The sequence below is a fragment of the Nostoc edaphicum CCNP1411 genome, from assembly GCF_014023275.1.
Taxonomy (GTDB): Bacteria; Cyanobacteriota; Cyanobacteriia; order Cyanobacteriales; family Nostocaceae; genus Nostoc; species Nostoc edaphicum_A.
In genome coordinates this window covers 7573805-7599765 of the sequence record NZ_CP054698.1, presented here as the reverse complement: position 1 = coordinate 7599765, position 25961 = coordinate 7573805, and the positions used below count along the sequence as shown (strand labels likewise).

Genomic DNA, 25961 nt, shown 5'->3' with positions numbered 1-25961 from the left:
TATATTGTTTCATGGGGATTAATTAAATGGGTTGATAAATATTCAAAGCTTGAAGAAGTTGTGTTTGTTATTAGTTGGAAATAAAATCGCAATTTCCCAATATAAATCATGACGTTGTTTTACCATAAAGCTTGTTCACAGCGATTGAGAAGCGAATATACTACCTGACTTTTCACGTCATGTGGAAAAGTCCACGGAAAATCTAACTTCCAAACCAGTAATTCAAAGTCTCTCTCCTTGCAGGAGAGAGATTTAGAGAGAGGTTTTCCAGATACCGTGAAAAGTTAGAATATACTACTAGCGCTTAGTACATTAATTCCCTAACAACAACCGAACCTCCCTAAATTACCTTTACTACAAGGCAAGGAGAAGGTAAGCTTCTCTTTAGTAAAAAGAGAGCGGTTATTTTAAGACTATGAATCAGTCTGATAGAGAGTTGGCAAATAGATACACCTGGAATAATTGACGCTTTTTAATCAACTAAGCCAGCACAACCATTAATATCTTAGTTATATTTAACCTCTTAATAGAAGAGGGATGTTACGGAAATTGTTAAAAAGGCAGATTTACATAGATAAACTCTTAATTAGCATATTTAACTAACTCAAGCAAAAAGTATATGAACTTTTAACAAAACCTGAGTTTGATGAAGTAGATTTAGTTAATAAATATATGTGTACGTTTAGCAATAGATACTAATCTGACTATGTTAGGTAAATACTCAGAATATAAACCTACAGATCCATGAATTTTCAAATAAGTCAGGAAGCTTGTTTATCACGAATAATTTAAGATTGCTTACTATATATTGAGTTGAGCTATGGAGATCCTAAAACAGCAACCCGTTTCTCTGAGAGGAGGCAATTAAAAATTAGATAAGATTTTTTTTGATTTATGTCTATATTGTAAGGTTTACCATTCCATCATAAACTTTCACAGCAGATGAGATTCTTACAAGTTAAACTAGACTTCTCTATTTAGTGATGGCGACACCCGCATCTCCTATTTTTCTGAAAATATATGAAATTTAGAACCTTAAAATATCCTTTCGCACTAATGCTAGTCAGCTTCAGTTTTTTGCAGACAGCTGATGCTCAAACTCCTGTCGCTAATATTTCCCAGCTATCTCAAGAAGTTTCTGTGCTTCGGAAACAGGGCCCAACAGGGTTACAAGTATTTCTCAAATCCCATACTAATATGCTAAATACCGATTCTTCTGGTGCAGTTATACCTTCCGCTGCACTCCGGATTGCTTTAGATGAACTTTGCCAACAACGCGACTGTTACGCCTCTCGTCTGTACTGGTATACTGACATAGAACAAGCCAAAGCTGCTGCTAGAACCAGTGGTAAACCCATTCTATCTCTGCGGTTATTGGGCAGGCTGGATCAGGATTTGAGTTGTGCTAATAGTAGATTCTTTAGGGTAGCGCTGTATCCGAATGTTGAGATTTCTAAACTACTTCAAGACCGCTTCGTTTTGCACTGGCAATCAGTGCGACCTGTACCTAAAGTAACTATTGATTTTGGCGACGGACGCAAGTTAGAGCGAACGATTACAGGCAATAGCATTCATTATATATTGGACGCATCGGGGCGTCCAATCGATGCAATTCCAGGGTTATACAGTCCCAAAGCATTTTTGCGTCAGCTACAGCAGGCTGAAATAGCAGTAAAAAACTACAGTAAACTTACACCAAGCGATCGCGAGTCTTATTTAAGAAAATACCACAGCGATCGCTTAAATTCTATCCAAGCCCAATGGGTTGCAGATTTATCTCGCCTGGGTATCCAGTCTCCCCCTAAGTTGGTGGAAACTCCGAACAATTCCAGTCAGCCACCTACAGCAGAAATAGCAAGCTCTCTAGCAGTTTCTAAAATGATAGTTGAAAGGCCAATGCTAAGTGCTCTCCAGTCTGATGCTGAACGAAATCAAAACGCTTTAGCTAAAATAACCGACCAGGAAGTTTGGAACAAAATTGCTCAACTCTATGCCGCCGATGTCAAGCTAGATCAAAATAGTATCTCTCTAATCAAAGCTAAAAAGTCTCAGTCTGCAAACACTGAGGAAGATAATTTGCCGATAATAGTGAAAAAATTTGAAGCCACAATGGCTTTAGATACAGTCAGAAATGAATATATGCTGCACAGCCAAATTCATCAATGGTTTATGCAGGGTAAGCAAACAAGCAGTGTGGAAACGCTCAATGAACAGGTATACGCCCAACTATTTTTAACTCCTAGTTCTGACCCTTGGTTGGGGCTTTTCCCCAGCGACAGCTACAGCGCCATTGATAATGATGGCATCCGATAATCGGATAGCACGGATAAGATGTTAATTTTTATCTAAAGAGCCTTTGGCTAGTTGTTGTAATAATTGTGGCGATCAGGGATGAATGAAACGTATATTCACGGTAGCTGAGTACTTCCAAGATACGTTTTCCAGATTAGCAAGTATTGGAAGCGGGTATTTTCGATGCTGTGTAATACTAGGGGGAAGATTTTTCAAAAACTGATACCTCAACCCCATGAGTACAAACGAGTTTGAACGTCATGTTATTGATTGACAGCAGCCCAATTGATTGCTGTATTGCTCAAACAGCACTAGCAAATAACTTACTTTTGATACACGTCGATCGCGATTTTAAAACCATTGGCCAAATGCGTTAGCGCAGCTTAACTAAGTTATCGCTTCAACACCTCCGCTTTCAAACCTGAGTCTTGATTGCAAAAAGACGTTAAAAAAGATTGACAACTTGTGGAAAATTTGGGATAGTAAACTACGGTAATTCGGTAGTTGTTTAGTAGATTAAAAAGCATAAATACACCTGAAACCATTACAAAGCTTTTTGTCGGGTACAGTCGGTGGTTTGAATGTGTTACCAGACGTGATCGCCTCAAGGCTGGAAACATTCGTTGATTTTGTTGTGCCAAAGTTGTGCCGTCGGAATATAGATTTTTCACACCATATTCGGAGATAGAAACAATGATTAAGAGTCTAGAAAAACTTGCAGATCCGACAATCCAGTTTTCGGCTCCGGTAACAGCCAAATCACCAGAACTCCAGCAGCTTTTCGATTTTATTGCTCTGGGGGCAAGTGAGCGCGATCGCGATCGCATCCTTCCCTATGATGTAGTCGAACTGATCCGGCGTTCGCGGTTGGGTGCATTGCGAATCCCCGTTGTCGAAGGTGGTGGTGGTAGCACAGCACGCGAACTATTCGAGGTCGTGATTCGCTTAGGGGATGCCGATCCAAATGTCGCTCACATTGTGCGGAATCATTTCTCTGTTACAGAGCGAATTTTGCGTTCTGAGCGCACCCAAAGGAATCGTCGCTGGCTCAAAGCAGTCGTCGATGGCGCGATTATTGGACTTGCTTCAACCGAACTAGAAGTTAAGCGATCTGGTGGTGGTCAAGTCGCGAATACAAAATTAACACCTGATGGTGATGGCTATCGTCTAAATGGGACGAAGTATTATAGCACTGGCAGCCTTTATGCAGACTTGATTTTCGTGCGTGTGCTAGTACCCGATGGCACTAAAGCGTTTATACTCATTCCTACAAACCGCGAAGGGATTGACCTTGTGGATGACTGGGACGGCTTTGGTCAAAGGCTTACAGGCACTGGAACGACAACATTTAAAAATGTAAGTGTAGAGGCTGATGAAGTAATTTTTGAGACAGATACAGACAAAGACAACCTGCCATACAACATCGTCCCGCAATTATTTTTAACAGCAATCAATGCTGGCATTATTCGCAGCGTTCTACGCGATGCAACAGCCCTTGTCCGTACCCGGCCCCGGACTTTCTACCATGCTGTATCCGAGCAAGCCTCAGAAGATCCAATCTTGCAGCAGACTGTCGGGCAGATTGCCGCCAATGCCTTTGCTGCCGAAGCGATTGTTTTAGCAGCAGCTGATGGTCTCGATCGCCTCCCTGCTGCCCAAGCTCAGGGTGAAGAGGCAGAAACGGCTGCGGCACTGGCAACTTCTCTGAGTGCATCCAAAGCCAAATTGATTGTTGATGATTTGGCTCTACGTTCAGCCACTTTGCTGTTTGAAGTTGGTGGGGCTTCCACAACAAAGAAAAGCTCCAACTTTGATCGTCACTGGCGCAACGCCCGCACCTTGTCCTCACACAATCCAAATCATTTTAAGGCTCGTGCGATCGGCAACTACGAGATCAACGGTATACCATTGCCGCAACGAGGATTCTTCTAATAAACCAGTTTATGAGTATTTATCAGAAGTCGGGGATCTGGCAGCCAAGCGAAACCGTTGAGAGGAACTATGAGTACAATTGACACTACTTTTTTGAGAGCAAGTAAAGAGGCGATCGCTAGTCCCACAGACTATCCCCAAAGCCCATTATCCCAAGCTCTCCGGCAACCAGTACTGCTAGGGCTGTTCTTACCGATTCATCACGGTGGTTGGAGTTCTTCTAACCTCCCGCGTACCACAGACTGGTCGTTTGATTACAATGCCAAATTGACTCAAAAGGCTGAGGAGTTAGGTTTCGACCTGGTTTTCGGCTATTCCACATGGCAGCCGAAGGGCGGACAAGGGCCAACTCGCACAGAAGCAGGTTTAGATGCCTTCATTGCTACTGCTTCCCTTGCTGGTATTACCTCACGCATTCTATTAATCTCAACAATTCACGTTCTCTACGGGCCTTGGCATCCCATCCATCTGGCTAAATTTGGTGCGACACTTGACCACATTTCTAAAGGTCGCTGGGGAATTAATGTTGTCACTGGACACCGGGCTTATGAGCATGAACTGTTCGGTTGGAGCCAAATCGAACACGATCGCCGCTATGAACTCGCTGATGAATTTGTTACCGTCCTTAAACGACTCTGGTCAGAAACAGAGAACTTTTCTTACAAAAGTCAGAGTTCTTGGCAGTTTAAGGATGCTTACATCAGTCCCCGCCCGCTTTATGGTCGCCCCATCCTAGTTAACGCCACTGGCTCGGATGCTGGCATCGAGTTTGCAGGTCGCCATTCTGATATCGTATTTATCACCAGTCCGGCTGGCGGTGACATAGAAAGCGCCTTGTCGTCGTTACCCGCCCATACAGCCCGTGTCAAACAATCAGCGATCGCTAATGGTAGACAAGTCCGCACTCTCCTAAATCCGCTTATTGTCGTGCGTGAAACTGAAAAAGAGGCAGAAGAATATGCTCAGGCGATAATCGACCATGCCGATTATCAGTCAATTGCTGGACGTTCTGGCGTTACCAGCGATGCACATGCTTGGAGGGGGCATCAGAAGGGAAATCTGCGTCATGGTGTTGGCAGTGCGATCGGCGGTAATGTGCAGCTAATCGGTTCACCCGAACAAATTACCGAGCAAATTTTGCAGCTGAATAAAGCTGGTGTTGATGGCTTCCAGCTTGCCTTCTACGATTTTGAGCCGGATCTCGATTTCTTCGGTAAGCGCGTTTTACCACTACTGAAACAGGCTGGACTGAGACTTTAAACGCAGAGGAACACAGAGGTAAGCGCAGAGGAACGCAAAGTTTATTTGAGTCCATTCGCTAAAACTTATGTTTAAGAGGTGCATCCATGCAAGGACAAGAATTACTCCAAAGCTTGTTGCTAGCCACCAGTGAAACTTTTTACATGGTGGGTATATCTACCCTGGTTGCAATAGTATTAGGCTTACCTTTGGGCTTGTTGCTAGTGATGACAGGCCCCGGAAACTTGCTAGATTTTCCCCAAGTACATAAAGTGCTGGGTGCGATCGTCAATACTGGACGCTCATTTCCTTTTATTATTTTGCTTGTCGTTTTAACACCACTAACACGCCTAATTGTTGGCACTTCCATCGGTAGCACAGCCGCTTTAGTTCCCCTAACTCTTGCCGCCATTCCATTTTTTGGTCGTATTGCTGAAACTAGCATTTTAGAAGTTGATAAGGGATTAATAGAAGCTGCCCAAGCAATGGGGTGCAATTATTGGCAAATCGTTCTCAAAGTATTGATTCCCGAAGCTTTGCCTTCACTGATATTAGGTATGACGATTCTGATTGTGAGTTTGCTTAACTCTTCCGCGATGGCCGGGGCTGTCGGTGGAGGTGGATTAGGTAATTTGGCAATTCAATACGGCTACCAACGCTTCGATGTAGGGGTGATGTTTTCTACCATTGTGGTTTTGATTGCACTAGTACAAATTATTCAATTTATAGGTGATTTAATTGCACAGCGAATGAGAAAACGCTGAACGAAAACAGGCATAGGAGCAGAGAGACAAATATAATTCTTGACTCTTAGCTCTTGTACAATCAAGATTAATCGCGTCTCAGCATTCATCATTTAAAATTTACACTAATTAAAAATTTTATGAATAGACGCAGATTCTTCTTAACAGCTTGTAGTTGGTGGTTATTTTTCTTCATTGTATTTTTATACCCAAAAATTAACGTGTCTACCAATTGGCTGCGGCAGAATTTTTTCTTCTCTCTGGGTTGCTTGTTAGCTCTAGCAACAACAGCTTGCTCAGAGGTTAAGTCTAACAGTCCGGCAACTATCGCTGCTAATCCTAGTCCATCCCAAATCGCAGTGTCGAATATAACTCAATTGCGTGTTGCTAAATATAAAGGTGGCTGGGACTTAAATTTAAAGTTAGCTGAACTAGATAATTTCTCTTACAAAACTCAATTTACTGAGTTTACTGGGGGTAATTTGATGGTACAGGCAATCAATGCTGGTGCGATTGACCTGGCCTCAGCTAGTGAAATTCCACCGATTTTTGCGATTGAATCGAAAGCATCTGTAAAAATTATTGCAACTCTCAAAGGGCCTACGGTTGGTCAAGTTCTACTCGTACCCAAGAACTCGACTGCCAAAACGATCGCTGATCTTAAAGGTAAGAAATTTGGTTACGTTAAAGCTACAACTGCCCACTACTTCCTGATTAAGATGTTGGAAAAAGTGGGGCTGACGATGAAGGATATCAATGCAATTCCTTTATCAATACCCGATGGACTTTCGGCTTTTCGTAAAGGTGAGCTTGATGCTTGGGCTACCTACGGTTACTCCATCCCCCAAGCCCAAAAAGAAGGGGCGTGGGTGCTAGAATCTGCAAAGGATATTTTGAGTGGTAACTTCGTAATTATTGCTTCACCCAATGCGATCGCTGATCCACAAAAAAAAGTTGTAATTGCTGATTTTCTCTGTCGTTTGCAGAAATCCCAAGCTTGGCGGGAATCTCATCTTAAGCAATGGTCGAAGAATTATGCAACTACCATTGATGTTGATGAAGGCATCGTTTATCAAGATGCCAAGCAAGGACAACAACAACGTCGTCAAGAATTACTTCCTGTTTCTGATGCAGCTATTGCTTCTCAGCAAAAGGTTGCTGATACCTTTTTTCAAGCGGGTGTAATTTCCACAAAAGTTGATGTAAAACAACTTTGGGACAGCAGTTTTAACGAAGATATCGCCAAATGCCAATAATTGCAGGGTTGACTATTTACATGAGCGAGTGCATACCAATTTAGATGTAAGTCTAGCAACTTTACCCCACTTTCAAACATCTGTTGCTGAAATTAAAGCATTACTATAGCAATCCTAAATGATTTATGAGAAAACACTAGACTCATGAAGTTTAGGGAATGTCAATACTCTGCCACCTGAATCCCTAGCGATAACGTAGCTGTTGCCGCCAAATTTATCATGGATGGTCTGGTTACAGGACGAGCAATTCGTACACGATAATTTGACAGTTATCCAATCGCCTGTTGTTCATTACTATCATCGCAGTAGTGGTGATGACGGTGTGCCTATCACCCACCTGATTTTCGCTTTCGCCCTGGGGGCGAAAGCGACGGTGGGGCATTTTATTACTGGTAAGTGCCTACAAAGTAACCACCCGCAAAAATAATTTGCGCTTGGCAAGCAAACTTGCAATTTCTGTGATAGTCTTTTTATATAGGGAATCAACACAGCGAAAGCACAAAAAGTTGTCAGAGAGAAATGATATAAACTCAAAGACCATACTTTCGCCTTGGCAGATACAAGTTAAATCCGCTACGGCTTTTTGAAACTAAGAGACAAAGCCAATGAAGCAGGATAGTGATCTCCGTAATAACTTGAAGTCCATTAGAACTCGCTTAGGCATGAGCCAACAAGATTTGGCTAACATCGCTAGTGTGACTCGTCAGACTATTAGTGGTGTAGAGTCGGGACTATATGCTCCTTCAGTAGCCATAACACTTCGCTTGGCCAAAGCGCTTGGCTGTCAAGTAGAGGATCTATTCTGGTTAGAGCGAGATTTACCTGAAATTGAAGCAGTTCTTGCCAAACCCGTTCCTAATGGTCAGCAACTACGAGTTAGTGTGGCTCGTGTCGGAGGACAATGGATAGCTTATCCCTTGATTGGTAAGGATGCTTTTCGCCAAGATATGATTCCGGCTGATGGTGAAGGCACTAGTCAAACAGGTACAAATAAAGTTCAAGTCCGTCTTTTGGACGATAATCTCGACACACTTCATAACACCGTTGTGATTGCTGGTTGTGCCCCTGTGATTTCACTATGGGCAAGAGCCACCGAACGCTGGCATCCTCAACTGCGAGTCCAATATAACTTCGCCAACAGCATGGCGGCATTGCACAGTCTATGCAGAGGTGAGGCGCACATCGCTGGGATGCATTTGTACAATTCTGAGACTGGTGAGTATAATACTCCCTTTGTTCGAGATGTTCTGGCTGGGAGGGAAGCAGTTCTGATTACCCTTGGTGTCTGGGAGGAGGGACTTTTGTTGAAGTCAGGGAACCCAATGGGAATTAGAACAGTTAGCGACTTAGTTGCTGGGGGAGCGACTATTGTTAACCGCGAAATCGGTTCTGGTAGTCGGATGCTTTTGGAACAAACACTCCAAAAAGAGCAGATACCGTTCGATGCTGTTCAGGGCTTTGACAATATACTCAAAAGTCACCAAGATGTTGCCCAAGCTGTAGTCAGAGGAGTTGCCGATGCAGGTATGAGTACAGCATCTGTAGCTACCGCCTTTGGGCTGGGATTTATCCCTTTACATCGGTCACGATATGATTTAGTGATTCTCAAGGAATATCTCGAAGAAGCACCTGTACAGCAGTTGCTCAGTACTTTGGGACATCGAATGGTTCACTCCCAATTTGAAATTCTCGGCGGTTACGATATCAGCAAAATCGGGGAAGTTGTAGCGACTGTTTAGAGTGGATTGCAATGGTTGGTTGTGTGCTTTAGGGAAAACTTGGCGTAAATTTAAATTCCTGCTGTAACCACTCTTTAGGTATGAGCAACCTTTGATAATTCGTAATTCGTAATTCGTAATTCGTAATTAGGAAATTCGGATTGAATTGTGGTTTCCAGTTTGGAATCTGTAGCTTTCTTTTTCCCGTTGGTATTACTACCGTCAGAGAAATCATTTGGGTGAGGGTCTGGTAATACTTGCAATATTCCTTGAGTGATGTCTTATCGCTCTAGCTATTAGTCAGAAAAAACAATGACTAATGGCCAAAAAACTAACCAAAACTTAAATATGTTCTGGATTAGGACTCTTTTTGCTGTAGAACGAGCGCCTCCAAAAACGTTCTACATAAGGTTACTGCTGTCATTTTACAGCAAGTGCCTACGCCTCATAAACCGACAAACTCACCAAACAAACAATTGCAGGATAAATTATCATGTCCGACGAAAGAATTAGACAGATTGCTTTTTATGGTAAAGGTGGTATTGGTAAATCTACCACTTCCCAAAACACCCTTGCTGCAATGGCAGAAGTGGGTAAACGCATCTTGATTGTCGGGTGTGACCCGAAAGCTGACTCTACTCGTTTGATTTTGCACTGTAAAGCTCAAACTACCGTACTGCATTTAGCCGCTGAACGGGGCGCTGTGGAAGATATTGAACTCGAAGAAGTGGTAATCACTGGTTTTCGGAATATCAGATGCGTAGAATCAGGTGGCCCAGAACCTGGTGTGGGTTGCGCCGGTCGGGGTATTATCACCGCCATTAACTTCCTTGAAGAAAACGGCGCTTACTCAGATGTAGATTTTGTATCCTACGACGTATTGGGCGACGTTGTGTGCGGTGGTTTTGCGATGCCAATTCGTGAAGGTAAAGCCCAAGAAATCTACATCGTTACCTCTGGTGAAATGATGGCGATGTTTGCAGCTAACAACATTGCTCGTGGGGTTCTCAAATATGCTCACACTGGTGGGGTACGCTTGGGTGGGCTAATTTGTAACAGTCGGAAAACTGATCGGGAAGACGAACTGATTAGTACTCTTGCAGCCAGATTAAGTACCCAGATGATTCACTTCGTCCCCCGTGACAATATCGTGCAACACGCCGAATTGCGTCGGATGACTGTAAACGAATACGCACCCGACAGTAACCAAGCTAATGAATACCGTACACTAGCAGACAAGATTATCAACAATACAAATCTTGCCGTTCCCACACCCATCGAAATGGATGAGCTAGAAGATTTGTTGATTGAATTCGGTATCCTTGAAAGTGAAGAAAATGCTGCGAAACTAATTAGCCAAGCAGATGCTGTCAAGAAGCAAGAAGATGCTGAAGGTGAAGCATTAGAAGCACTGAAAAAAGGAAGTGTAGAAATAGTTTCCGGTAGCGACAAGAAGTAAGGTTGTTGTTTAGACTCAGGTGCTAAACACAGAGTAAATATCAGGTGGGCTATTTTTGCCCACCCTCTCACAGAAACAGTGCTTAGTGCTGAATAAAGTTAGAACATAGCTAATGTTTATTCTGTATTGAGTAAAAAGTAAAGTTAGACCGACTAAGCATTACATTAGTTTCGAGTAGCGACTGCTTTGGCTGAGAGTAGGAAGATTCGTTAATACTACTGATTCATTACTTCTTACTCAGAACTCAGAACTTCTGAAAAATACTTTAAAATGGAGGTAATCGAATAGTCAATCTTAACTTCTGTTTGTTTCAAATTCACCGTGCTAACACTAATCTATTAAGGTCTAGACAGCAACATTAATACTTTAATAGTCTAGTTCGTGTTTTTATTTTCTCCTTCTCTAACCTAGTTGGTGTTTATGTTTTAGGGGATGGGAAACTACTTTTCTCATTCCCTTTTATTCCATCCTTTAGATACATGGTTAATAAATGAAAATCCTATGAAAGCCTTTTGAAATTCACTTAACACCTAATAACTTCTACCTATTGTCACCAAAAAAAATGAATCCCACCCCAGGAAAAATTAACGATTCGTTCAGTGACTTCAATTCTGAAGATGCTCCTCAGCAGCAGAAACAAAAGAAAAAAAAGTCCTCCACACAATTACCCCAACCCGGAACTACTCAAGGAAGTTGCGCTTTTGATAGTGCAATGATCACCCTAGTACCAATCACTGATGCTGCTCATGTAGTTCACGGGCCAAGTGGCTGTGCTGCCAGTATTTGGGGAAGTTACAGCAGTCTTTCATCTGGTTCGATGCTGTATAAGATACGTTTTAGCAGCGACATCGATGAGAACGATATCATCTTTGGTGGAGCCAAAAAGCTGTACAAAGGCATTTTAGAATTAGCAAGACGCTACAAACCGGCAGCGGTATTTGTTTACTCCACTTGCATCACCGCCCTGATTGGGGATGACATTGAGGGAGTTTGCAAAAATGCCACTGAGAAAACAGGAATACCCACTATACCTGTACATTGTCCTGGATTCATTGGGAACCAAAATTTGGGCAACCGTGTTGCTGGTGAAGCAATGCTGGAACACGTTATTGGAACAGCTGAACCAAACACTAGTACACCTGATGACATCAACCTAATTGGTGAACATAATATCGCAGGTGCAATATGGAATGTTCTACCGTTATTGGAGAAATTAGGTATTAGAGTTTTGGCAAAAATTACAGGCGATGCTATCTATAAAGAAGTTTGCTATGCCCATCGCGCTAAACTTAACGTGCTGCTCTCCTCAAAAGCACTAATTAACATGGCAAAAAGCATGGAGAAAAAATATGGCATTCCCTATATTGAAGAGTCTATCTATGGTATAGAATCAATCAATCAGTGTTTAAGAAATATTGCTGCAAAGTTGGATAATCCTGATTTGCAGGAACGTACAGAAAAGCTAATTGTAGAAGAAACTGCTGCAATAGATGAAAAACTCTCTCTGTATATTACCCGATTACAAGGTAAGCGTATGATCCTTTCTATTGGAAGTTTCAAGAGTTGGTTGATTATCTTTGCAGCAAAGAAATTGGGGATAGAAGTTATTGCTATTAGTACTAAGAATAATACTGAAGAGGATAAAATTAGACTCAAAAGTTTGCTGGGTCAAGATGGCATAATTCTAGAGCAAAATAGTTCTGAAGAAATTTTACAGATAATTAACGAAAATCAAGCTGATATGTTAATTGCTGATAAACGCCATCAAGACGCTTCTCTCACAGCTAGGATTGCATTTCTAGATATTAATCAAGAACGCAACCATCCCTATGCAGGCTATATAGGAATCTTAGAGGTAGCACGAGAATTGTATGCTGCTTTTTACAATCCTGTGTGGGAACAAGTATGCCAGCTAGCCCCGTGGGAAGTAGGAGTAGAGGAAGCAGGAAATTCTCAACAGGAGGAAATTTGATGGCGATTATTAGTGTTACGAGTACATCAGTTGCAGTTAATCCCCTGAAGCAAAGCCAAACTGTGGGTGCAGTTTTAGCCTTTATGGGATTGAAGGGAATCATGCCTTTATTACACGGTTCTCAAGGCTGTACTGCTTTGACTAAGAAAGTATTAGTACAACATTTCCGTCAGACGATTCCCCTTTCCAGTACAGCGATGACTGAAGTTGCAACCATTTTGGGTGGTGAGGAAAGAGTTGAACAAGCAATCTTGACTTTGGTGCAGAGATCCAAACCAGAAATTATCGGTCTTTGTAGCACTGGACTTGTGGAAACCAGAGGTGATGATATGGGGCGCTTTGTCAAGGAGATTCGCCACCGTCGCCCAGAACTGGATTATTTACCAATTGTGCTTGTCTCTACACCGGATTTCAAAGGTACATTACAGGATGGCTTTGCTGGTGCAGTTGAGAGTATAATCAGGGAAATTCCCCAAAAAGGCTCCAAGCAAGACCCTTGCCCCACACAAATCACTATTTTGGCGAGTTCTGCCTTTACACCAGGGGATGTCCAGGAAATCAAAGAGATTGTTACCTCTTTTGGACTTGTACCTATTGTTGTACCTGACCTTTCTGGTGTATTAGATGGTTATATAGAAGATTCTTCTAGTGCCATTACAGCTAATGGCACGACTTTGGCACAATTACGCTCAATTGGTAGTTCTGTATTTACTTTGGCACTAGGTGATAGTATGCGCGGTGGGGCGCAAATTTTGGAGCAGAGATTCAATATACCCTATGAGGTATTTGGTGAACTGACGGGATTAACAGCAGTAGATAAATTTCTGCAAGCTTTAGCGGATATCAGTGGTGTCAGCGTACCGGATAAATATCGGCGTCAACGCCGTCAGTTGCAACATGTGATGTTGGAGAATCACTTTTACTTTGGGTGCAAGCGAGTTTCTTTGGCGCTGGAACCAGATTTACTTTGGTCAACAGTTTCTTTTTTGCGATCGCTAGGAGTTGAGATTCACTCAGCAGTCACAACGACACGCTTTCCTCTGCTAGAAAAACTTCCGATCAAGAGCGTCACTATCGGCGATTTGGAAGACTTTGAGCAACTGGCGGTTGGGTCTGATTTGCTAATTACCAATTCTCATGGAGTAGCGATCGCTCAACGCTTAAAAATTCCTCTCTACCGTCAAGGTATTCCCATTTTTGACCAGTTAGATCATGGTCAGTTTACCAAGGTTGGCTATCGAGGTACTATGCAACTTTTATTTGATATTGGAAACCTGTTTTTAGAGCAGGAAACAAAGGTTAAGCATTAAACACAACCAACTCTAATTATTTACTAGATACAATCTCAACGATCAACTTCAGCTTTGATAGTTACTGAAAAGCCGTATACGTTCATTGGTGAATATACCAACCAATCTTCAGCAAATTCGTGCCTAGCTCCTGCATTGACTCAAATAAAATCTTTTACTGTTGATGAATCCAGCACAGCTAAAAAAAACAACTGCCAAAGCGAGTCGTGTTACAAAAAAACTTCGCCGCCGTTTTGATTTCACACAATCTGCGATGCCTGGGTTGGGCGCACAATATGCGCTCACTTGGTTCGAGGTCATTGGCTACACAGTTTTATTAGAGCCAGATATTACTTTAGGTAAGCACCAGATCGGGCGGAGTAGTTATAGTGATGTGGTTTTGTATTACCCACTCTTGATTGATGGTATGTTTCCCATCAATCAGGGTGGATAAGATAACGTGAGTTCGATGAACCTCTCCCTCCCAGCCTGCCTCTGGGAAACGGAAAGGGAGGAGCAAGAAAAATTACGCTTTTTGCTCCCCTCTGGGCGTCGGAGAGGGGCTGGGGGAGAGGTCAAATAAGACTTGTCGAACTCACGTTAAGATAGTCAATTTCAGACACGGTAGTAGATACTGGAAGTAGATTTGGCGATGAACTTTACCATATTGCGTCTACATTTATAAATGAAATAGCCCTGGGGATTTAGGAATATCTAAAATTTTTGATCCCAACAAGAGGACTTTTGAAACATCCTCTTACTAAAAGCCTCTGAAACTTCAAGTTTGGAATACGAAATATTAAATTTTAAAATTAACTCCACCTGTTCTTGAGTCAAAAAAGGTGGAGTTAAGAAGTTGGAGAGTTGGTAAATTATCCTCACAAATAACAACTAACTAAATACGCGACTTGACAAATTTTTCCAATCTATCCATTCCCTTTTCAATCGTCGCCATATCTGTGGCGTAGGAAAGGCGAATGTTGTTATCAGCGCCAAAAGCAATTCCGGGAATGACAGCAACTTGATGTTCTCCCAGCAAAGCGTCACAAAATTCTAGGGATTTTAGACCGGTTTTGCTGATATCAGGAAACAGATAAAAAGCGCCATCTGGTTTTGCGGTACTCAATCCGGGAATGGCGTTGAGTCTGTCTAGCATTACCTGTCGGCGTTTAGCGAAGGCTTGGCGCATTTCTTCGACACAATCTTGGGGACTTTCTAAAGCAGCGATCGCACCATATTGGGCAAAGGTACAAACGTTAGATGTACTATGTCCTTGGATGGTACTCGCTGCTTTAATGATTTCCACGGGCCCTGCTAAATAACCAAGTCTCCACCCAGTCATAGAATAAGCTTTGGCAAACCCATTACTGATCAAAGTGCGGTCAAAAATTTCCTTCCCAAGAGAACCGATGCTGATATGTTCTGCACCGTCGTAGAGAATCTTTTCGTAAATCTCATCAGAGACGACTAGGATATCTGCATCAACTATTACCTGCGCCAGGGCTTTGATTTCATCTGGCGTGTAAACCATCCCTGTGGGATTAGATGGGGAGTTGAGGATAAATAGCTTTGTCCTGGGCGTGATTGCTTTACGGAGTTGTTCGGGAGTAATTTTATAACCCGTCGTGGCATCTGTGGGCACAATTACCGAAACTCCACCGACCAAAGTCACCATTTCGGGATAACTTAGCCAGTAGGGTGCAGGGATAATTACCTCATCACCTGGATCGATTAGCGCCACCATTAAGTTGTACAGAGAATGCTTACCGCCATTGGTGACGATGACATTCTCTGATTTGTAATCAAGACCGTTATCAATTTTAAGCTTACGGGCGATCGCTTCCCTTAACTTTGGTTCTCCGGCGGCGGCACCATACTTGGTTTTGCCTTCATCCAAAGCTTTGACTGCTGCGGCTTTAATATGCGCTGGGGTATCAAAATCTGGTTCTCCAGCGCTAAAACTACAAACATCTATTCCCTCTGCCTTCAATGCCTTAGCCTTGGCTGCGATCGCTAAGGTTAATGAAGGTGTTACCTGACTTACTCTTGCTGCCAGCTTCATTCTTACTTTTTTTTGGCAAATCTTCACTTATCTAAGGATATCCCAGAATCCATGCCAAGATTTGCTTTTTCTGAATTCGTTGGGGATTGGGGAGATGAGGCAATACGCTTCGGTTAAGGCAAGAGACGCGATGAATCGCCGTCTCTACAATAATCAGTCTTTTGTCTTGACGGCGATTTATTGCATCTTTGTTCTGGTTCGGGAAGATTTTTGCAAGAAGTCTTCTTTTGTTATTCCAAAAACGGCGAACCTGGTATTTGTAGCGCCGAAATTTTGAAGCGATCGCAAAAAAGTTGTGGTCAGCCAGATTTCTTATTGAGAAACGTTAGATAACAATGGGGGATTAGGTGACAGGTGATAGGTGACAGTGAATAACCTGTACCCTGTAACCTGTAACCTGTAACCTATTCCCTTCCCCATTCCCTAAGCTATCGTCACATCCGGCGACAAATAAACATCTTGAATGGTGTGAAATAGCTTCACGCCTTCTTCAAAGGGACGCTGAAAGGTCTTCCGCCCAGAAATTAATCCTGAACCACCAGCCCGTTTGTTAATTACAGCAGTGCGAACGGCTTCGGCGAAGTCATTTTTCCCAGTTGCGCCACCAGAATTAATCAGCCCCACACGCCCAGAGTAGCAATTCAGCACTTGGTAACGAGTTAAATCAATTGGGTGATCAGTTGTTAATTCTGTGTAAACCCGCTCATCGGTTTTGCCGTAACTCTTACCACTGGCTTTGGCAACTGCACCGTAACCATTGTTAGTTTCGGGTAATTTTTGTTTGATGATGTCGGCTTCAATGGTTACACCCAAATGATTCGCCTGCCCGGTGAGGTCGGCTGCAAGGTGGTAATCTTTATCTTGTTTAAAGGCGTTATTCCGCAGATAGCACCAGAGAATAGTAACCATCCCTAGTTCATGGGCGCGTTTAAAAGCTTGGCTGATTTCTTTGATTTGTCTGGTAGAATTCTCGGAACCAAAGTAAATTGTCGCACCTACGGCGGCTGCCCCCAAATTCCAAGCTTGTTCCACATCAGCAAACAATACTTGGTCAAATTGATTGGGGAAAGTCAGCAATTCGTTGTGATTGATTTTGACAATAAAGGGAATTTTGTGGGCATATTTGCGCGAAACTATGCCTAATGTCCCTAAAGTAGTAGCAACAGCATTGCAACCTGAAGCGATCGCTAGCTTGACAATATTTTCTGGGTCAAAGTAAATCGGATTGGGTGCAAAAGACGCACCTGCTGAGTGTTCAATCCCTTGGTCTACTGGTAAAATAGACAAATAACCTGTGTTTGCCAGACGACCAGTAGAATAAAGTAGCTGGAGATTACGCAATACTTGAGGGTTGCGATCGCTGTTGAGCCAGATTCGATCTACAAAATCTGGCCCTGGCAAATGTAGTAAATCACGAGAAACTTTTGCTTTGTAGGTAAGCAGGTCTTCTGCCTCTTTACCTAGCAATGACTCGATAGAATTAGCCTCTATGAGCGTTGTAGTCATAGCGTTTTCCTCAAAATTTGAGCAAATGACCTTTGCCTTTAAGATAGCATTTTTAATATTACTAACCTGGTTATGCAAGCATTAACTATATGTAAAATTATTCTGATATATAGTAATCCGATTTGATTTCTGAATCACTCGTAGAGGTAAGGAACTGGGGATTGGGGACTGGGGACTGGGAAGAAGGAATAAAGGTGTACTGAGTTTTTTTCAAAAATCAAATATGAGTCCTATAGCAGTCTTAAATCATTTGTAAAAACTTATTTAACTCATTAAACGTGAGATTTAATTGTCAAAATTTGCATTTTCTCCCAAGTAAATAACTTCTTAAGAAAGATGCGGAGTGATAGGATAACGCTAAAGACCAGAATTTGTCTCCAAGTTTGCAGGTTAATGGTCTTTAACAAAGTTGCTGCAACCATAAAGCTCAAACTTGTGAGCACTCCCTCTGCGACTATAAGCCTTGCCTGGTAAACATTACACCTGATAACTAGAGAAAAGATTGCAGCGATGACATAACCAGCGATCGCTAAAGAACCTAACAACTGGATGATTGCTGCCCATACAGAGAAATTAAAAAGATTCATCCTTGATATTGTTCTTTTTAGTCTTTGCTTGCTCAATTTCTTTTGCCAAAAAGAAATTCAGAATAGTTCGTAGTGCAATGATGGCAGCAAGTTTACCAATCTCATCCCAAGTTGGAGCGATCGTACTACGTAAAATGTCAGCAGCCAGTGAAAACTCAAGGGAAAGAGCCAGCCACATACCTAACCCTAAGCGAATTTCCTCTTTAGCATCGTTCAGCTTTTTACGGCGGCTAAATAAAAAAACTAGGATTTTGATTACGGCTTCCAAAACAGCGATACCAATGATAATGCCAGTGAAGATATCAACTGCTGTCGCAAGTACAGTCGTCAAATTCGTGACGAAAGCTTCCATATTGTTTATTTCATGGGTTCAAGCAAGAAAATGCCCACACACAAAGCATTGGCGATACTTGTCAGTGTTAAGTTAACAAATTCAATACAACCTGCCATCTACTAGCTGCTCAATCATGCTATCTTCGTATCCTATCTAGGATTTACAGAAAAGTAAAACCTATCTTCTCCTGATTGTGGTAATAATCGTTAAAAGAACAAACACAATTCTATGAGTAAGTTTCAAATCGATATCGACTTCAGCAATATAGATTTAGCTTCCCTGGAAACAGAAGACGATTTTGAAAGAGAGGCCAGAATATTACTACCAAAGGTACTGGTCAAACTAGGTGAAAGTGTGGGTGAAAAGACTTGGGAAGAATTACAACAAAAGCTCCAAGGAACTGGAGGTAAACTCAAATCTTCTCCAAGCGAGAAACGCAAGTTTATCCAAGAAACAGGAAGAACTTATCAACGAAATGCCAGTAAAAGGGAAAGACAAGAACTGGAAGACTATATAGTAGAGGAATTACGCCAGCACAAGCAGCAAAGATCCACCTAAGCTTGATGCAAGTGTATTCTAACTTCTATTTTTAGTAGTAGTTTTGGGAGAGTGCATTACGCCAAAGCAAAAAAAATCACAAACTTGCATGATAAGTTCATCTATGAACAGTTTAACTATGGAAAGTTGTGCGTAGCTTGTTTTAACGTGTCGCGGAACTACCCACCTTCAATGTACTCATAAGGTGGGGGTAGGGAGTAGGGAGTAGGGAAGACGGCATTGGTCGCGGCTTGAAACCACGGGCCTTTGCTATCGTCTTGAAAGACGGGGCTTGGTCAACTGTAATATCATATAACAAACTAAAAAGGAGGTAAATAATTTAGTGGCTACGAGGCGAATGACTTTTCGGTTATACCCAAATGAGCAGATAGAGCAGTCTTTGAGATATCACCGAAAGTTGCACAAAGACCTCTACAACGCCGCAGTCAATAACAGATTCACGCAATATCAAAAATTCAACCACAAGGTTGATTATTTTGAGCAGCAAAATTGCTTACCAGCGTTCAAAGACGTTTGGATTGAGTACAAAGAAATTAATTCTCAGGCATTGCAAGCAACTCTTAAGCGTGTTGACTTTGCTTTTGAGCGCTGGTTCATAGGGCTAGGTAAACGTCCAAAGTTCAAATCAATTCGCCATTACTCAGGGTGGAGTTATCCGGCTAAAAGTGGGTACTCTGTTGAGTCAAGTGGCGAGAATGGTTATCTGATTTTGTCTAAGATTGGACGTATTCAGATGCGTGGTCAGGCTAAGTATTGGGGTAAACCAACTACTTGCACTATTGTTTATCGCAATGGGAAATGGTACGCATCTATTACAGTTGAAATTTTAGATCAAGTTCTCAAGCCAGAAATTTTGCCTATTCTCAAACCTGCCCCAAATGTGGACACCAACACAAGAAAACACTCAATATTCGAGTACATGAGTGCTGTGTTTGTAGCTATCGTCAGGATAGAGATATCGCTGCTGCCGAAGTAATGCTTTATTGGGCGAAAGGCACTCTACCGGGGTTAGGAACTAGCCTCGCAGACGCAGAGCCATCTAGCTCTACTTCATCCACCAAGGCGCGGAATCTTGCTGGAAGTATGAAGCAACTAGGGGCGTTGAAGCGTCAAAAATCTGTGGAAGTCTTCGCTAAAAACGAACTGAGGGATGTAGAAACCCACAGTTCAGGCGAAGCCAACTGTGTGTAGTTCATGAATATCTTTGGCAATATTGCGCTTTTTTCTGAACCTTACTATTTGTAGAAATCTGGTTCAAACTATATATTGAGACTAGGTTTGAAAACGGAGAGGGGGGGATTCGAACCCCCGTTAAGTTTCCCTAAACAGACTTTCCAGGTCTGCGCCTTAAACCACTCGGCCACCTCTCCAGGTGCCACAAGTTACGATCATACTATAGAATCCCAGAAAATGCAAAGATAAAGAAAGATATTTTAGATTGAATCTGAAAGTCCTAATCCCACAACGCAAATCCAGATGTCCCGTACATACACAATTAGAGTTCGCGATCGCGCCACTGGCAAAACATACACCTTACAAGTACCTGAAGACCGCTACATCCTGCACACTGGCGAAAAACAAGGAGTGGAACTCCCGTTTTCCTGCCGCAACGGGGCTTGCACCGCTTGTGCTGTAAGAGTTTTGTCAGGAGAAATTTATCAACCAGAGGCGATCGGATTGTCGCCAGATTTACGTCGGCAAGGTTATGCCTTGTTGTGTGTGAGTTATCCCCGTTCTGACTTGGAAGTGGAGACACAAGACGAAGATGAAGTCTACGAACTCCAGTTTGGACGCTATTTTGCTAGGGGGAAAATTAAAGCGGGTTTACCCTTAGATGAGGAATGAATTCAGAAGTCAGAATTCAGGAGTCAGAATGAATTCTGTATTCTGGCTCCTGAATTCTGTTTCGATAAACAATTCAAAATCACCGAATTTGTAATGGTTGTAAGTCTTGGTGAGTGGGTGCGAAAAATAGTGATTTTGGCTTGTTTATTGCTCTTGGTGAGTTGCCAAGCTAAAAACCAACTGCTGAACAGTGAAGCCCAGGTGAAAGTAGCGCGGGTAGTTAGTGGGCAAAGCTTGGAAGTTTTAGGCATGGCTGAACAACCAAATTTGATTTCCCAAGTGCGGTTAGTAGGTGTTGATGCACCAGATTTGCGACAGCGCCCTTGGGGGGAAGCAGCAAAAGAACAGTTAGAGAATCTAATTGGTGGTGCAGAACAGTCGGTAACGCTGGAGTTCGATTTAGAAGCAAAAGACAAAATCGGGCGAACTCTAGCTTATGTGTGGAAAAATAAGGTGTTATTGAATGAAGAATTAGTCAAACAAGGGAATGCGATGTTTGTAGGGCGATCGCCTAACCACAAATATGACCAACGTTTAGAACGTGCCCAACAATGGGCTAGACTCATGGGGCAAGGAATCTGGAAACCAGAAAAACCCATGCGCCTCACTCCCGCTGAGTTTCGCCGCCAAAATCTTTAATTAGTGCTGAGTACTGAGTGCTGAGTGCTGAGTGCTGAGTGTTGAAGGGGAGAGTGGGGGAGTGAGTAAGTGAAGAAGTAATAACCAATGACCAATGACCAATGCCCCATGCCCAATGCCCCATGCCCAATGCCCAATGCCCAATGACAAATGACAAATGACAAATGACAAATGACAAATCTACAAATTTTTCTAGATATTGCGACAGAAGCGGCCTTGGCTGCTGGTGCTATTTTACAAGATTACTTGGGTAAGTTAGAAGACGCAATTATTGAAAAAGGACGCCCTGGTGATTTAGTCACCGCTGCTGATAAAGCCTCAGAAGAGTTGATTTTAGAAATTTTGCGTCGTCACTTTCCCCAGCACTCTATCCTCGCTGAAGAATCAGGGAAATTTGGTAATCAAGAGAATGAATACCTCTGGGCAATAGATCCTTTAGATGGCACAACTAACTATGCTCATCAATACCCATTTTTTGCTGTTTCCATCGGGCTATTAATTAATGGCGTTCCACAAGTTGGTGTAATTTTTGACCCATTTCACAATGAGTTATTTAGTGCTGCTGCTGGCTTAGGAGCAACGCGTAACCATCGTCCCATAAAAGTTTCAAAAACATCTGAACTGAATAAAAGCCTACTAGTAACAGGATTTGCTTATGATCGCCGCGAAACCTCTGATAACAACTACGCAGAATTTAGTCACCTCACCCATCTTACCCAAGGTGTCAGACGTAGCGGTTCTGCATCGCTAGATTTGGCTTATGTCGCCTGTGGGCGTGTCGATGGTTACTGGGAACGGGGACTTTCTCCTTGGGATATTGCCGCCGGGATAATTTTGGTACAAGAATCTGGAGGCAAAGTCACCGCCTACGATGGTACTCCCGTCAAAATTGAGTCAGGTAGAGTTCTCGCTACAAATAGTTATATTCACGACTCCCTCAGTAGCGAACTTTTACAAGTTCCGCCACTGTCAGCATGGGTGTAGCAGATGGGGGCTTTCCTCCCGACTTTGGGTAAACTAAGAGGAATCTAACGCTCCTTTGGTGCAAAAAAATCTATATGTCTTTCAAAATAGATCGTGGACTATTTAAATATGATTTCATAGATCATCACGCAATATTGTGCGTTCCAGTTGATGCGGATGTTAAAGAGATTCGCAAACGCTATCTCCAAGTCGCCCGCCGCTTACACCCGGATAGTAGTTTTACTGAAAGTGCTGAACAAAAACAGCTAGGTAACGAATTTTTATCAAAGCTGGTTAACCCTGCTTACGAAAAACTTTGTGGCGATCGCACTCGCACGGAATATATTTTAATTTTGTCGCAAATTGGCAAGCGCCTGGTACAAGAATCTACTTCGGTAACTTTAAACACCGACTTGGCTAGACAGTTAGTTGAGGCGGCTAATCTCGATCATTTCTATAAAAGTGCGATCGCGAAACTAGCCCAAACTCAATATGATTCTTTAGAGCAAGTGCTGCAAGTTATTGCCCAAGTTAGTGAGTTGAACTTAGTGTATTTAATGCGGAGTGCGGCTAAATCATCCGCAGCGCCGCCGCCACCTGCTCAACCCAAAGTCGTCCAATCAGGTACGCCTCAGCAAAATACACCAAAAAACACACCACCAGCGCCACCAAAAGAAGACTCGGTTGTAGAACAGTATGTTCGTCGCGCTCAATCTTTGATTGATAAAAACCAATTTGCCTCAGCCAAAGTAGAGTTGCAAGAAGCCCTAAAGCTAGAACCTAAAAATAGCCGCTGTCATAGCTTAATTGCAATGGTGTATTTGAAGCAAAATCAGCTAAAAATGGCAAAAATCCATTTTGACAATGCTCTAAAATTAGACCCCAATGACGAAACAGCTCTGCAATGGAAACCTAAAATAGATAAAGCTCTAGGACAACAACCTAGTGATCATAAGGTGACTTCATCCCCCAATAATGGAGATAAGCAACCAGATAAATCTGGTAGTGGTGGTTTGTTCGGTGGTTTGTTTGGTGGGAAGAAAAAATAATGGTGTATCAACCAGCAGCGGGAGCCAGGGATTTATTGCCCTTGGATGTGGAGAAAAAACGCTGGATTGAAGATCGGTTACAGCAAGTGTTTCACCGTTGGGGATATCACAGGATTATCACCTCAACTTTAGAGCGCATGGATACCCTGATGGCGGGGGAAGCAATCCAGCGTCAAATGGTCATTCAACTACAACAAAATGGCGAAGATGATGAATTAGGGTTACGTCCAGAATTAACAGCATCTATTGCTCGTACTGTTGTGACTCGGATGGCAGGTGTCACTTATCCGCAACGGTTGTATTACAACGCCAATGTGTTTCGCCGCACTTGGGAAAGTAGACACAATCGCCAACAGGAGTTTTATCAAGCTGGGGTGGAGTTGTTAGGTACTGGCGGATTGCTGGCGAATGCCGAAGTACTACTGTTAGTAGCAGATTGTTTGGCAGCATTGGGTTTGCAGGGATGGCATTTAATTTTAGGTGAGGCGGGAATTACCCGATCGCTCCTGAGTGCCTTTCCTGCTAATCTACAAGATCAAGTTCGCAGTGCGATCGCTCATCTTGACCGCATTACTATAGATACTTTACCCCTGAGTGACAAACTACGCGATCGCGCCCGAATCATCATGGATTTGCGCGGGCCAAGTGCAGACGTGTTGCAAAAAGTTAGTAGTTTGGATCTAGATGAAGAACAGCGAGAGGCAGTAAATAACCTCAAATCCCTAGTAGAATTACTAGAATCAGAGAAAAATTTTCCGTTAATCCTAGACCTCAGCCTCATCCAGACCATAGATTACTACACTGGCATCGTCTTTGAAGTTGTCAATGATACTGAATCCAAAGCCAGAGTTTTAGGGCGGGGTGGTCGCTATGACCAGCTTTTGGGGCTATATCATCCCCAAGGAGAAAACATACCTGGTATTGGCTTTGGACTCAGCATCGAAGATTTATACCAAGTTTTGTTATCTACTCAGCAATTACCACAGTCAACCCCAGCGAGTGACTGGTTGGTAGCACCAGAGACGGCCAGTGCTAACGCCTTTGCTTTTGCCTACGCGCAAAAACTCAGAGATTCTACTGATTTAGTGCGGGTAGAAATTGATTTGGGGGGAAGGGATGCAGAGGCTATTCGCCAATACGCACGCGATCGCAGCATAGCCCAAATTGCCTGGATCAAAGCTGATGGTTCACCAAAAATAGAACCATTGCGTTAGTGGGAATTGGGCATGGGGCATCGGCGGTGTGGGAGGTGTAGGAAGGATAAGAAGCTTTTTTATAATCTCCCCACACTCCCCAGACTTCCCCATCTCCCAACTCTCCAGTCCCTAATCCTCAAGAGTTTGCTCTTTGACGTGTTCTAAAAACTCTTCAAATGTACCTGTTTTCCCCTGATTGCGAAGACGTATAGCCATCGCATGAATAGCATCCTCGTCGTCTCTATGAGCCAATATGTACTCTCTTAGGTCTTTCATGGTCATTTGTTCAAAATTCCGCTTCGGTTGACTCATAATTCACCCTGACTTTTCACGTCATGTGGAAAAGAAGAGGCGGAACCTAACCCCCCAGCCCCCTTCCCTACAAGGGAAGGGGGAGAATTCAAAGCCTCTCTCCTCGCAGGAGAGAGGTTTGGAGAGAGGTTTTCGAGATCCCGTGAAAAGTCAGATAATTCACCTTTCCTTCTGGGCTAATTGATGCTTCTATCGCTTCACTAGCAATCAATAATGATTAACTCGCCTGAAGAAGACAAGGAGTTGATTTATCCTCCTGCGCCAAAACCCGATCACTGGCATGAAACGATCCAACAATGGTTGGAGTTAGTGCGAAAGAATTCCCATCTGTTGATCAATTGTCGAATACAGAACAGAGTCATCCTCGTATCAACTGTCAGGTTTTGTTGATTGATATGTTGAAGGTATTGGGTGATTCAGAAGAGTTTTCTTGTGACGATCTCGATCTCGCCTAAAAGTATGGTGTCGAACAATCGAAGGTGCAGAGATTTTGTAAAACACGATGTTTCTCTCTATTTAGAAAGTTATTACCTGAATAATATTCCGCTTTTGATTAGACCCATCCTAAAATTAAATTAGCCTAAAAATAGGATATAAAATTTTATATTTATAAATCCTAAAACATGCCTTATATAGGTTTTAGATATTTTACACCATAATAAGTCTTGTTGAATTTAAAAATTTGAAAATCCTATTTTTTGTCTCTAAACTATCATCAACTATGTCAACCCCTTATTGCTCCGTTGATTGAAGACATATAGACAGGCTTGAAAACCCTTGTACAGACTGGGTTATAAATTTCAGGACAAGTCTATTGCCTCACTTTTCCTGCCTCAGTATGACGAGTATTTATACTTAATGATGTCAGCCCTCAATTTGTAACATTTTATGTTGTATTTTGAAGTGTGTAACCTGCGGTCAAAGTTGTCTTAACCTTTAATTTTATATTTGAATTTCTAATCTTCTTTGATGGCAAAAAATGATATATATCAATTCAGAAAAATTGCCAT

At 42.5% G+C, this 25961-nt stretch carries 22 protein-coding genes, 1 tRNA gene and 1 pseudogene; 18 read left to right on the top strand and 6 right to left on the bottom strand.

Going from position 1 to position 25961, the window contains the following annotated elements; translation table 11 throughout:
• Positions 1 to 1020: 1020 nt before the first annotated feature.
• The 10 genes from HUN01_RS34285 (at position 1021) to HUN01_RS34240 (ending at position 14354) form a co-directional block, all read left to right on the top strand.
• A complete protein-coding gene (locus HUN01_RS34285) occupies positions 1021 to 2313 on the top strand; it encodes a thioredoxin domain-containing protein (protein ID WP_181929898.1) in 1293 nt (430 codons plus the stop codon).
• Between the two features lie 672 nt (positions 2314 to 2985).
• Positions 2986 to 4224: an acyl-CoA dehydrogenase family protein gene (locus HUN01_RS34280; protein ID WP_181929897.1), complete on the top strand. Its 1239-nt coding sequence runs from the start codon at positions 2986 to 2988 to the stop codon at positions 4222 to 4224.
• 69 nt (positions 4225 to 4293) lie between these two features.
• Entirely contained in the window at positions 4294 to 5484 is a 1191-nt protein-coding gene (locus HUN01_RS34275) for an LLM class flavin-dependent oxidoreductase (RefSeq protein ID WP_181929896.1), read from the top strand.
• Between the two features lie 86 nt (positions 5485 to 5570).
• Positions 5571 to 6227: a methionine ABC transporter permease gene (locus tag HUN01_RS34270; RefSeq protein ID WP_181927421.1), complete on the top strand. Its 657-nt coding sequence runs from the start codon at positions 5571 to 5573 to the stop codon at positions 6225 to 6227.
• A gap of 119 nt (positions 6228 to 6346) precedes the next feature.
• Positions 6347 to 7462 carry an ABC transporter substrate-binding protein gene (locus tag HUN01_RS34265; RefSeq protein WP_181929895.1) on the top strand — a complete coding sequence of 372 codons (1116 nt, stop codon included), beginning with the start codon at positions 6347 to 6349 and terminating at the stop codon, positions 7460 to 7462.
• A gap of 605 nt (positions 7463 to 8067) precedes the next feature.
• Positions 8068 to 9201 carry a substrate-binding domain-containing protein gene (locus HUN01_RS34260; protein ID WP_181929894.1) on the top strand — a complete coding sequence of 378 codons (1134 nt, stop codon included), beginning with the start codon at positions 8068 to 8070 and terminating at the stop codon, positions 9199 to 9201.
• Positions 9202 to 9673: 472 nt separating this feature from the next.
• Positions 9674 to 10639, top strand: coding sequence for a nitrogenase iron protein (nifH, locus tag HUN01_RS34255; RefSeq protein ID WP_181929893.1), 966 nt, complete (start codon positions 9674 to 9676; stop codon positions 10637 to 10639).
• 562 nt (positions 10640 to 11201) lie between these two features.
• Positions 11202 to 12611 carry a nitrogenase iron-molybdenum cofactor biosynthesis protein NifE gene (nifE, locus tag HUN01_RS34250; RefSeq protein ID WP_181929892.1) on the top strand — a complete coding sequence of 470 codons (1410 nt, stop codon included), beginning with the start codon at positions 11202 to 11204 and terminating at the stop codon, positions 12609 to 12611.
• Positions 12611 to 13921, top strand: coding sequence for a nitrogenase iron-molybdenum cofactor biosynthesis protein NifN (nifN, locus tag HUN01_RS34245; protein ID WP_181929891.1), 1311 nt, complete (start codon positions 12611 to 12613; stop codon positions 13919 to 13921). The genes nifE and nifN overlap by 1 nt, the downstream gene beginning before the upstream one ends.
• 163 nt (positions 13922 to 14084) lie before the next feature.
• Entirely contained in the window at positions 14085 to 14354 is a 270-nt protein-coding gene (locus HUN01_RS34240) for a hypothetical protein (RefSeq protein ID WP_181929890.1), read from the top strand.
• Between the two features lie 441 nt (positions 14355 to 14795).
• Here the strand turns inward: HUN01_RS34240 and HUN01_RS34235 are convergent, their stop codons facing one another.
• The 4 genes from HUN01_RS34235 to HUN01_RS34220 form a co-directional block, all read right to left on the bottom strand.
• The gene (locus HUN01_RS34235) at positions 14796 to 15962 is read right to left on the bottom strand and encodes a pyridoxal phosphate-dependent aminotransferase (protein WP_181929889.1); all 1167 of its coding nucleotides are present in this window, start codon (positions 15960 to 15962) and stop codon (positions 14796 to 14798) included.
• Positions 15963 to 16385: 423 nt separating this feature from the next.
• Complete coding sequence (locus HUN01_RS34230; protein WP_069074201.1) at positions 16386 to 17468, bottom strand: class I fructose-bisphosphate aldolase; 1083 nt, start codon at positions 17466 to 17468, stop codon at positions 16386 to 16388.
• A 272-nt stretch (positions 17469 to 17740) separates the two neighbouring features.
• Positions 17741 to 18055 carry a DUF1622 domain-containing protein gene (locus HUN01_RS34225; protein ID WP_181929888.1) on the bottom strand — a complete coding sequence of 105 codons (315 nt, stop codon included), beginning with the start codon at positions 18053 to 18055 and terminating at the stop codon, positions 17741 to 17743.
• Positions 18042 to 18407, bottom strand: a complete 366-nt coding sequence (locus HUN01_RS34220) for a DUF1622 domain-containing protein (protein ID WP_181929887.1) — start codon at positions 18405 to 18407, stop codon at positions 18042 to 18044. Before HUN01_RS34220 ends, HUN01_RS34225 begins: the two co-directional genes overlap by 14 nt.
• A gap of 210 nt (positions 18408 to 18617) precedes the next feature.
• Between HUN01_RS34220 and HUN01_RS34215 the strand changes: the two genes are divergently transcribed.
• The 3 genes and pseudogenes from HUN01_RS34215 to HUN01_RS35855 form a co-directional block, all read left to right on the top strand.
• Positions 18618 to 18947, top strand: coding sequence for a hypothetical protein (locus tag HUN01_RS34215; RefSeq protein WP_181929886.1), 330 nt, complete (start codon positions 18618 to 18620; stop codon positions 18945 to 18947).
• 337 nt (positions 18948 to 19284) lie between these two features.
• On the top strand, positions 19285 to 19923 hold the full coding sequence (locus HUN01_RS34210) for an RNA-guided endonuclease InsQ/TnpB family protein (RefSeq protein WP_238845910.1): 639 nt from the start codon (positions 19285 to 19287) through the stop codon (positions 19921 to 19923).
• Positions 19851 to 20138: pseudogene (locus HUN01_RS35855) on the top strand (RNA-guided endonuclease InsQ/TnpB family protein); the annotation flags it as partial. The gene HUN01_RS34210 and the pseudogene HUN01_RS35855, both read left to right, overlap by 73 nt.
• 94 nt (positions 20139 to 20232) lie before the next feature.
• Here HUN01_RS35855 and HUN01_RS34205 read toward each other — a convergent pair.
• Positions 20233 to 20317 (bottom strand) — tRNA-Ser (locus HUN01_RS34205).
• Positions 20318 to 20423: 106 nt separating this feature from the next.
• On the opposite strand from HUN01_RS34205, the gene HUN01_RS34200 reads away from it, so the two are divergent.
• The 5 genes from HUN01_RS34200 to HUN01_RS34180 all read left to right on the top strand — a co-directional run bounded on the left by HUN01_RS34200 (position 20424) and on the right by HUN01_RS34180 (position 24657).
• Positions 20424 to 20792: a 2Fe-2S iron-sulfur cluster-binding protein gene (locus tag HUN01_RS34200; RefSeq protein WP_069074190.1), complete on the top strand. Its 369-nt coding sequence runs from the start codon at positions 20424 to 20426 to the stop codon at positions 20790 to 20792.
• Positions 20793 to 20885: 93 nt separating this feature from the next.
• Complete coding sequence (locus HUN01_RS34195) at positions 20886 to 21431, top strand: thermonuclease family protein (RefSeq protein ID WP_181929885.1); 546 nt, start codon at positions 20886 to 20888, stop codon at positions 21429 to 21431.
• 171 nt (positions 21432 to 21602) lie between these two features.
• Entirely contained in the window at positions 21603 to 22415 is an 813-nt protein-coding gene (locus HUN01_RS34190) for an inositol monophosphatase family protein (RefSeq protein WP_181929884.1), read from the top strand.
• Positions 22416 to 22489: 74 nt separating this feature from the next.
• On the top strand, positions 22490 to 23443 hold the full coding sequence (locus HUN01_RS34185; protein ID WP_181929883.1) for a J domain-containing protein: 954 nt from the start codon (positions 22490 to 22492) through the stop codon (positions 23441 to 23443).
• Positions 23443 to 24657: an ATP phosphoribosyltransferase regulatory subunit gene (locus tag HUN01_RS34180; RefSeq protein WP_181929882.1), complete on the top strand. Its 1215-nt coding sequence runs from the start codon at positions 23443 to 23445 to the stop codon at positions 24655 to 24657. The genes HUN01_RS34185 and HUN01_RS34180 overlap by 1 nt, the downstream gene beginning before the upstream one ends.
• A 111-nt stretch (positions 24658 to 24768) precedes the next feature.
• On the opposite strand, the gene HUN01_RS34175 is transcribed toward HUN01_RS34180, so the two are convergent.
• Positions 24769 to 24951 (bottom strand): DUF6887 family protein, encoded by a 183-nt coding sequence (locus tag HUN01_RS34175; RefSeq protein ID WP_181929881.1) that lies wholly within the window; start codon positions 24949 to 24951, stop codon positions 24769 to 24771.
• Positions 24952 to 25961: the final 1010 nt, after the last annotated feature.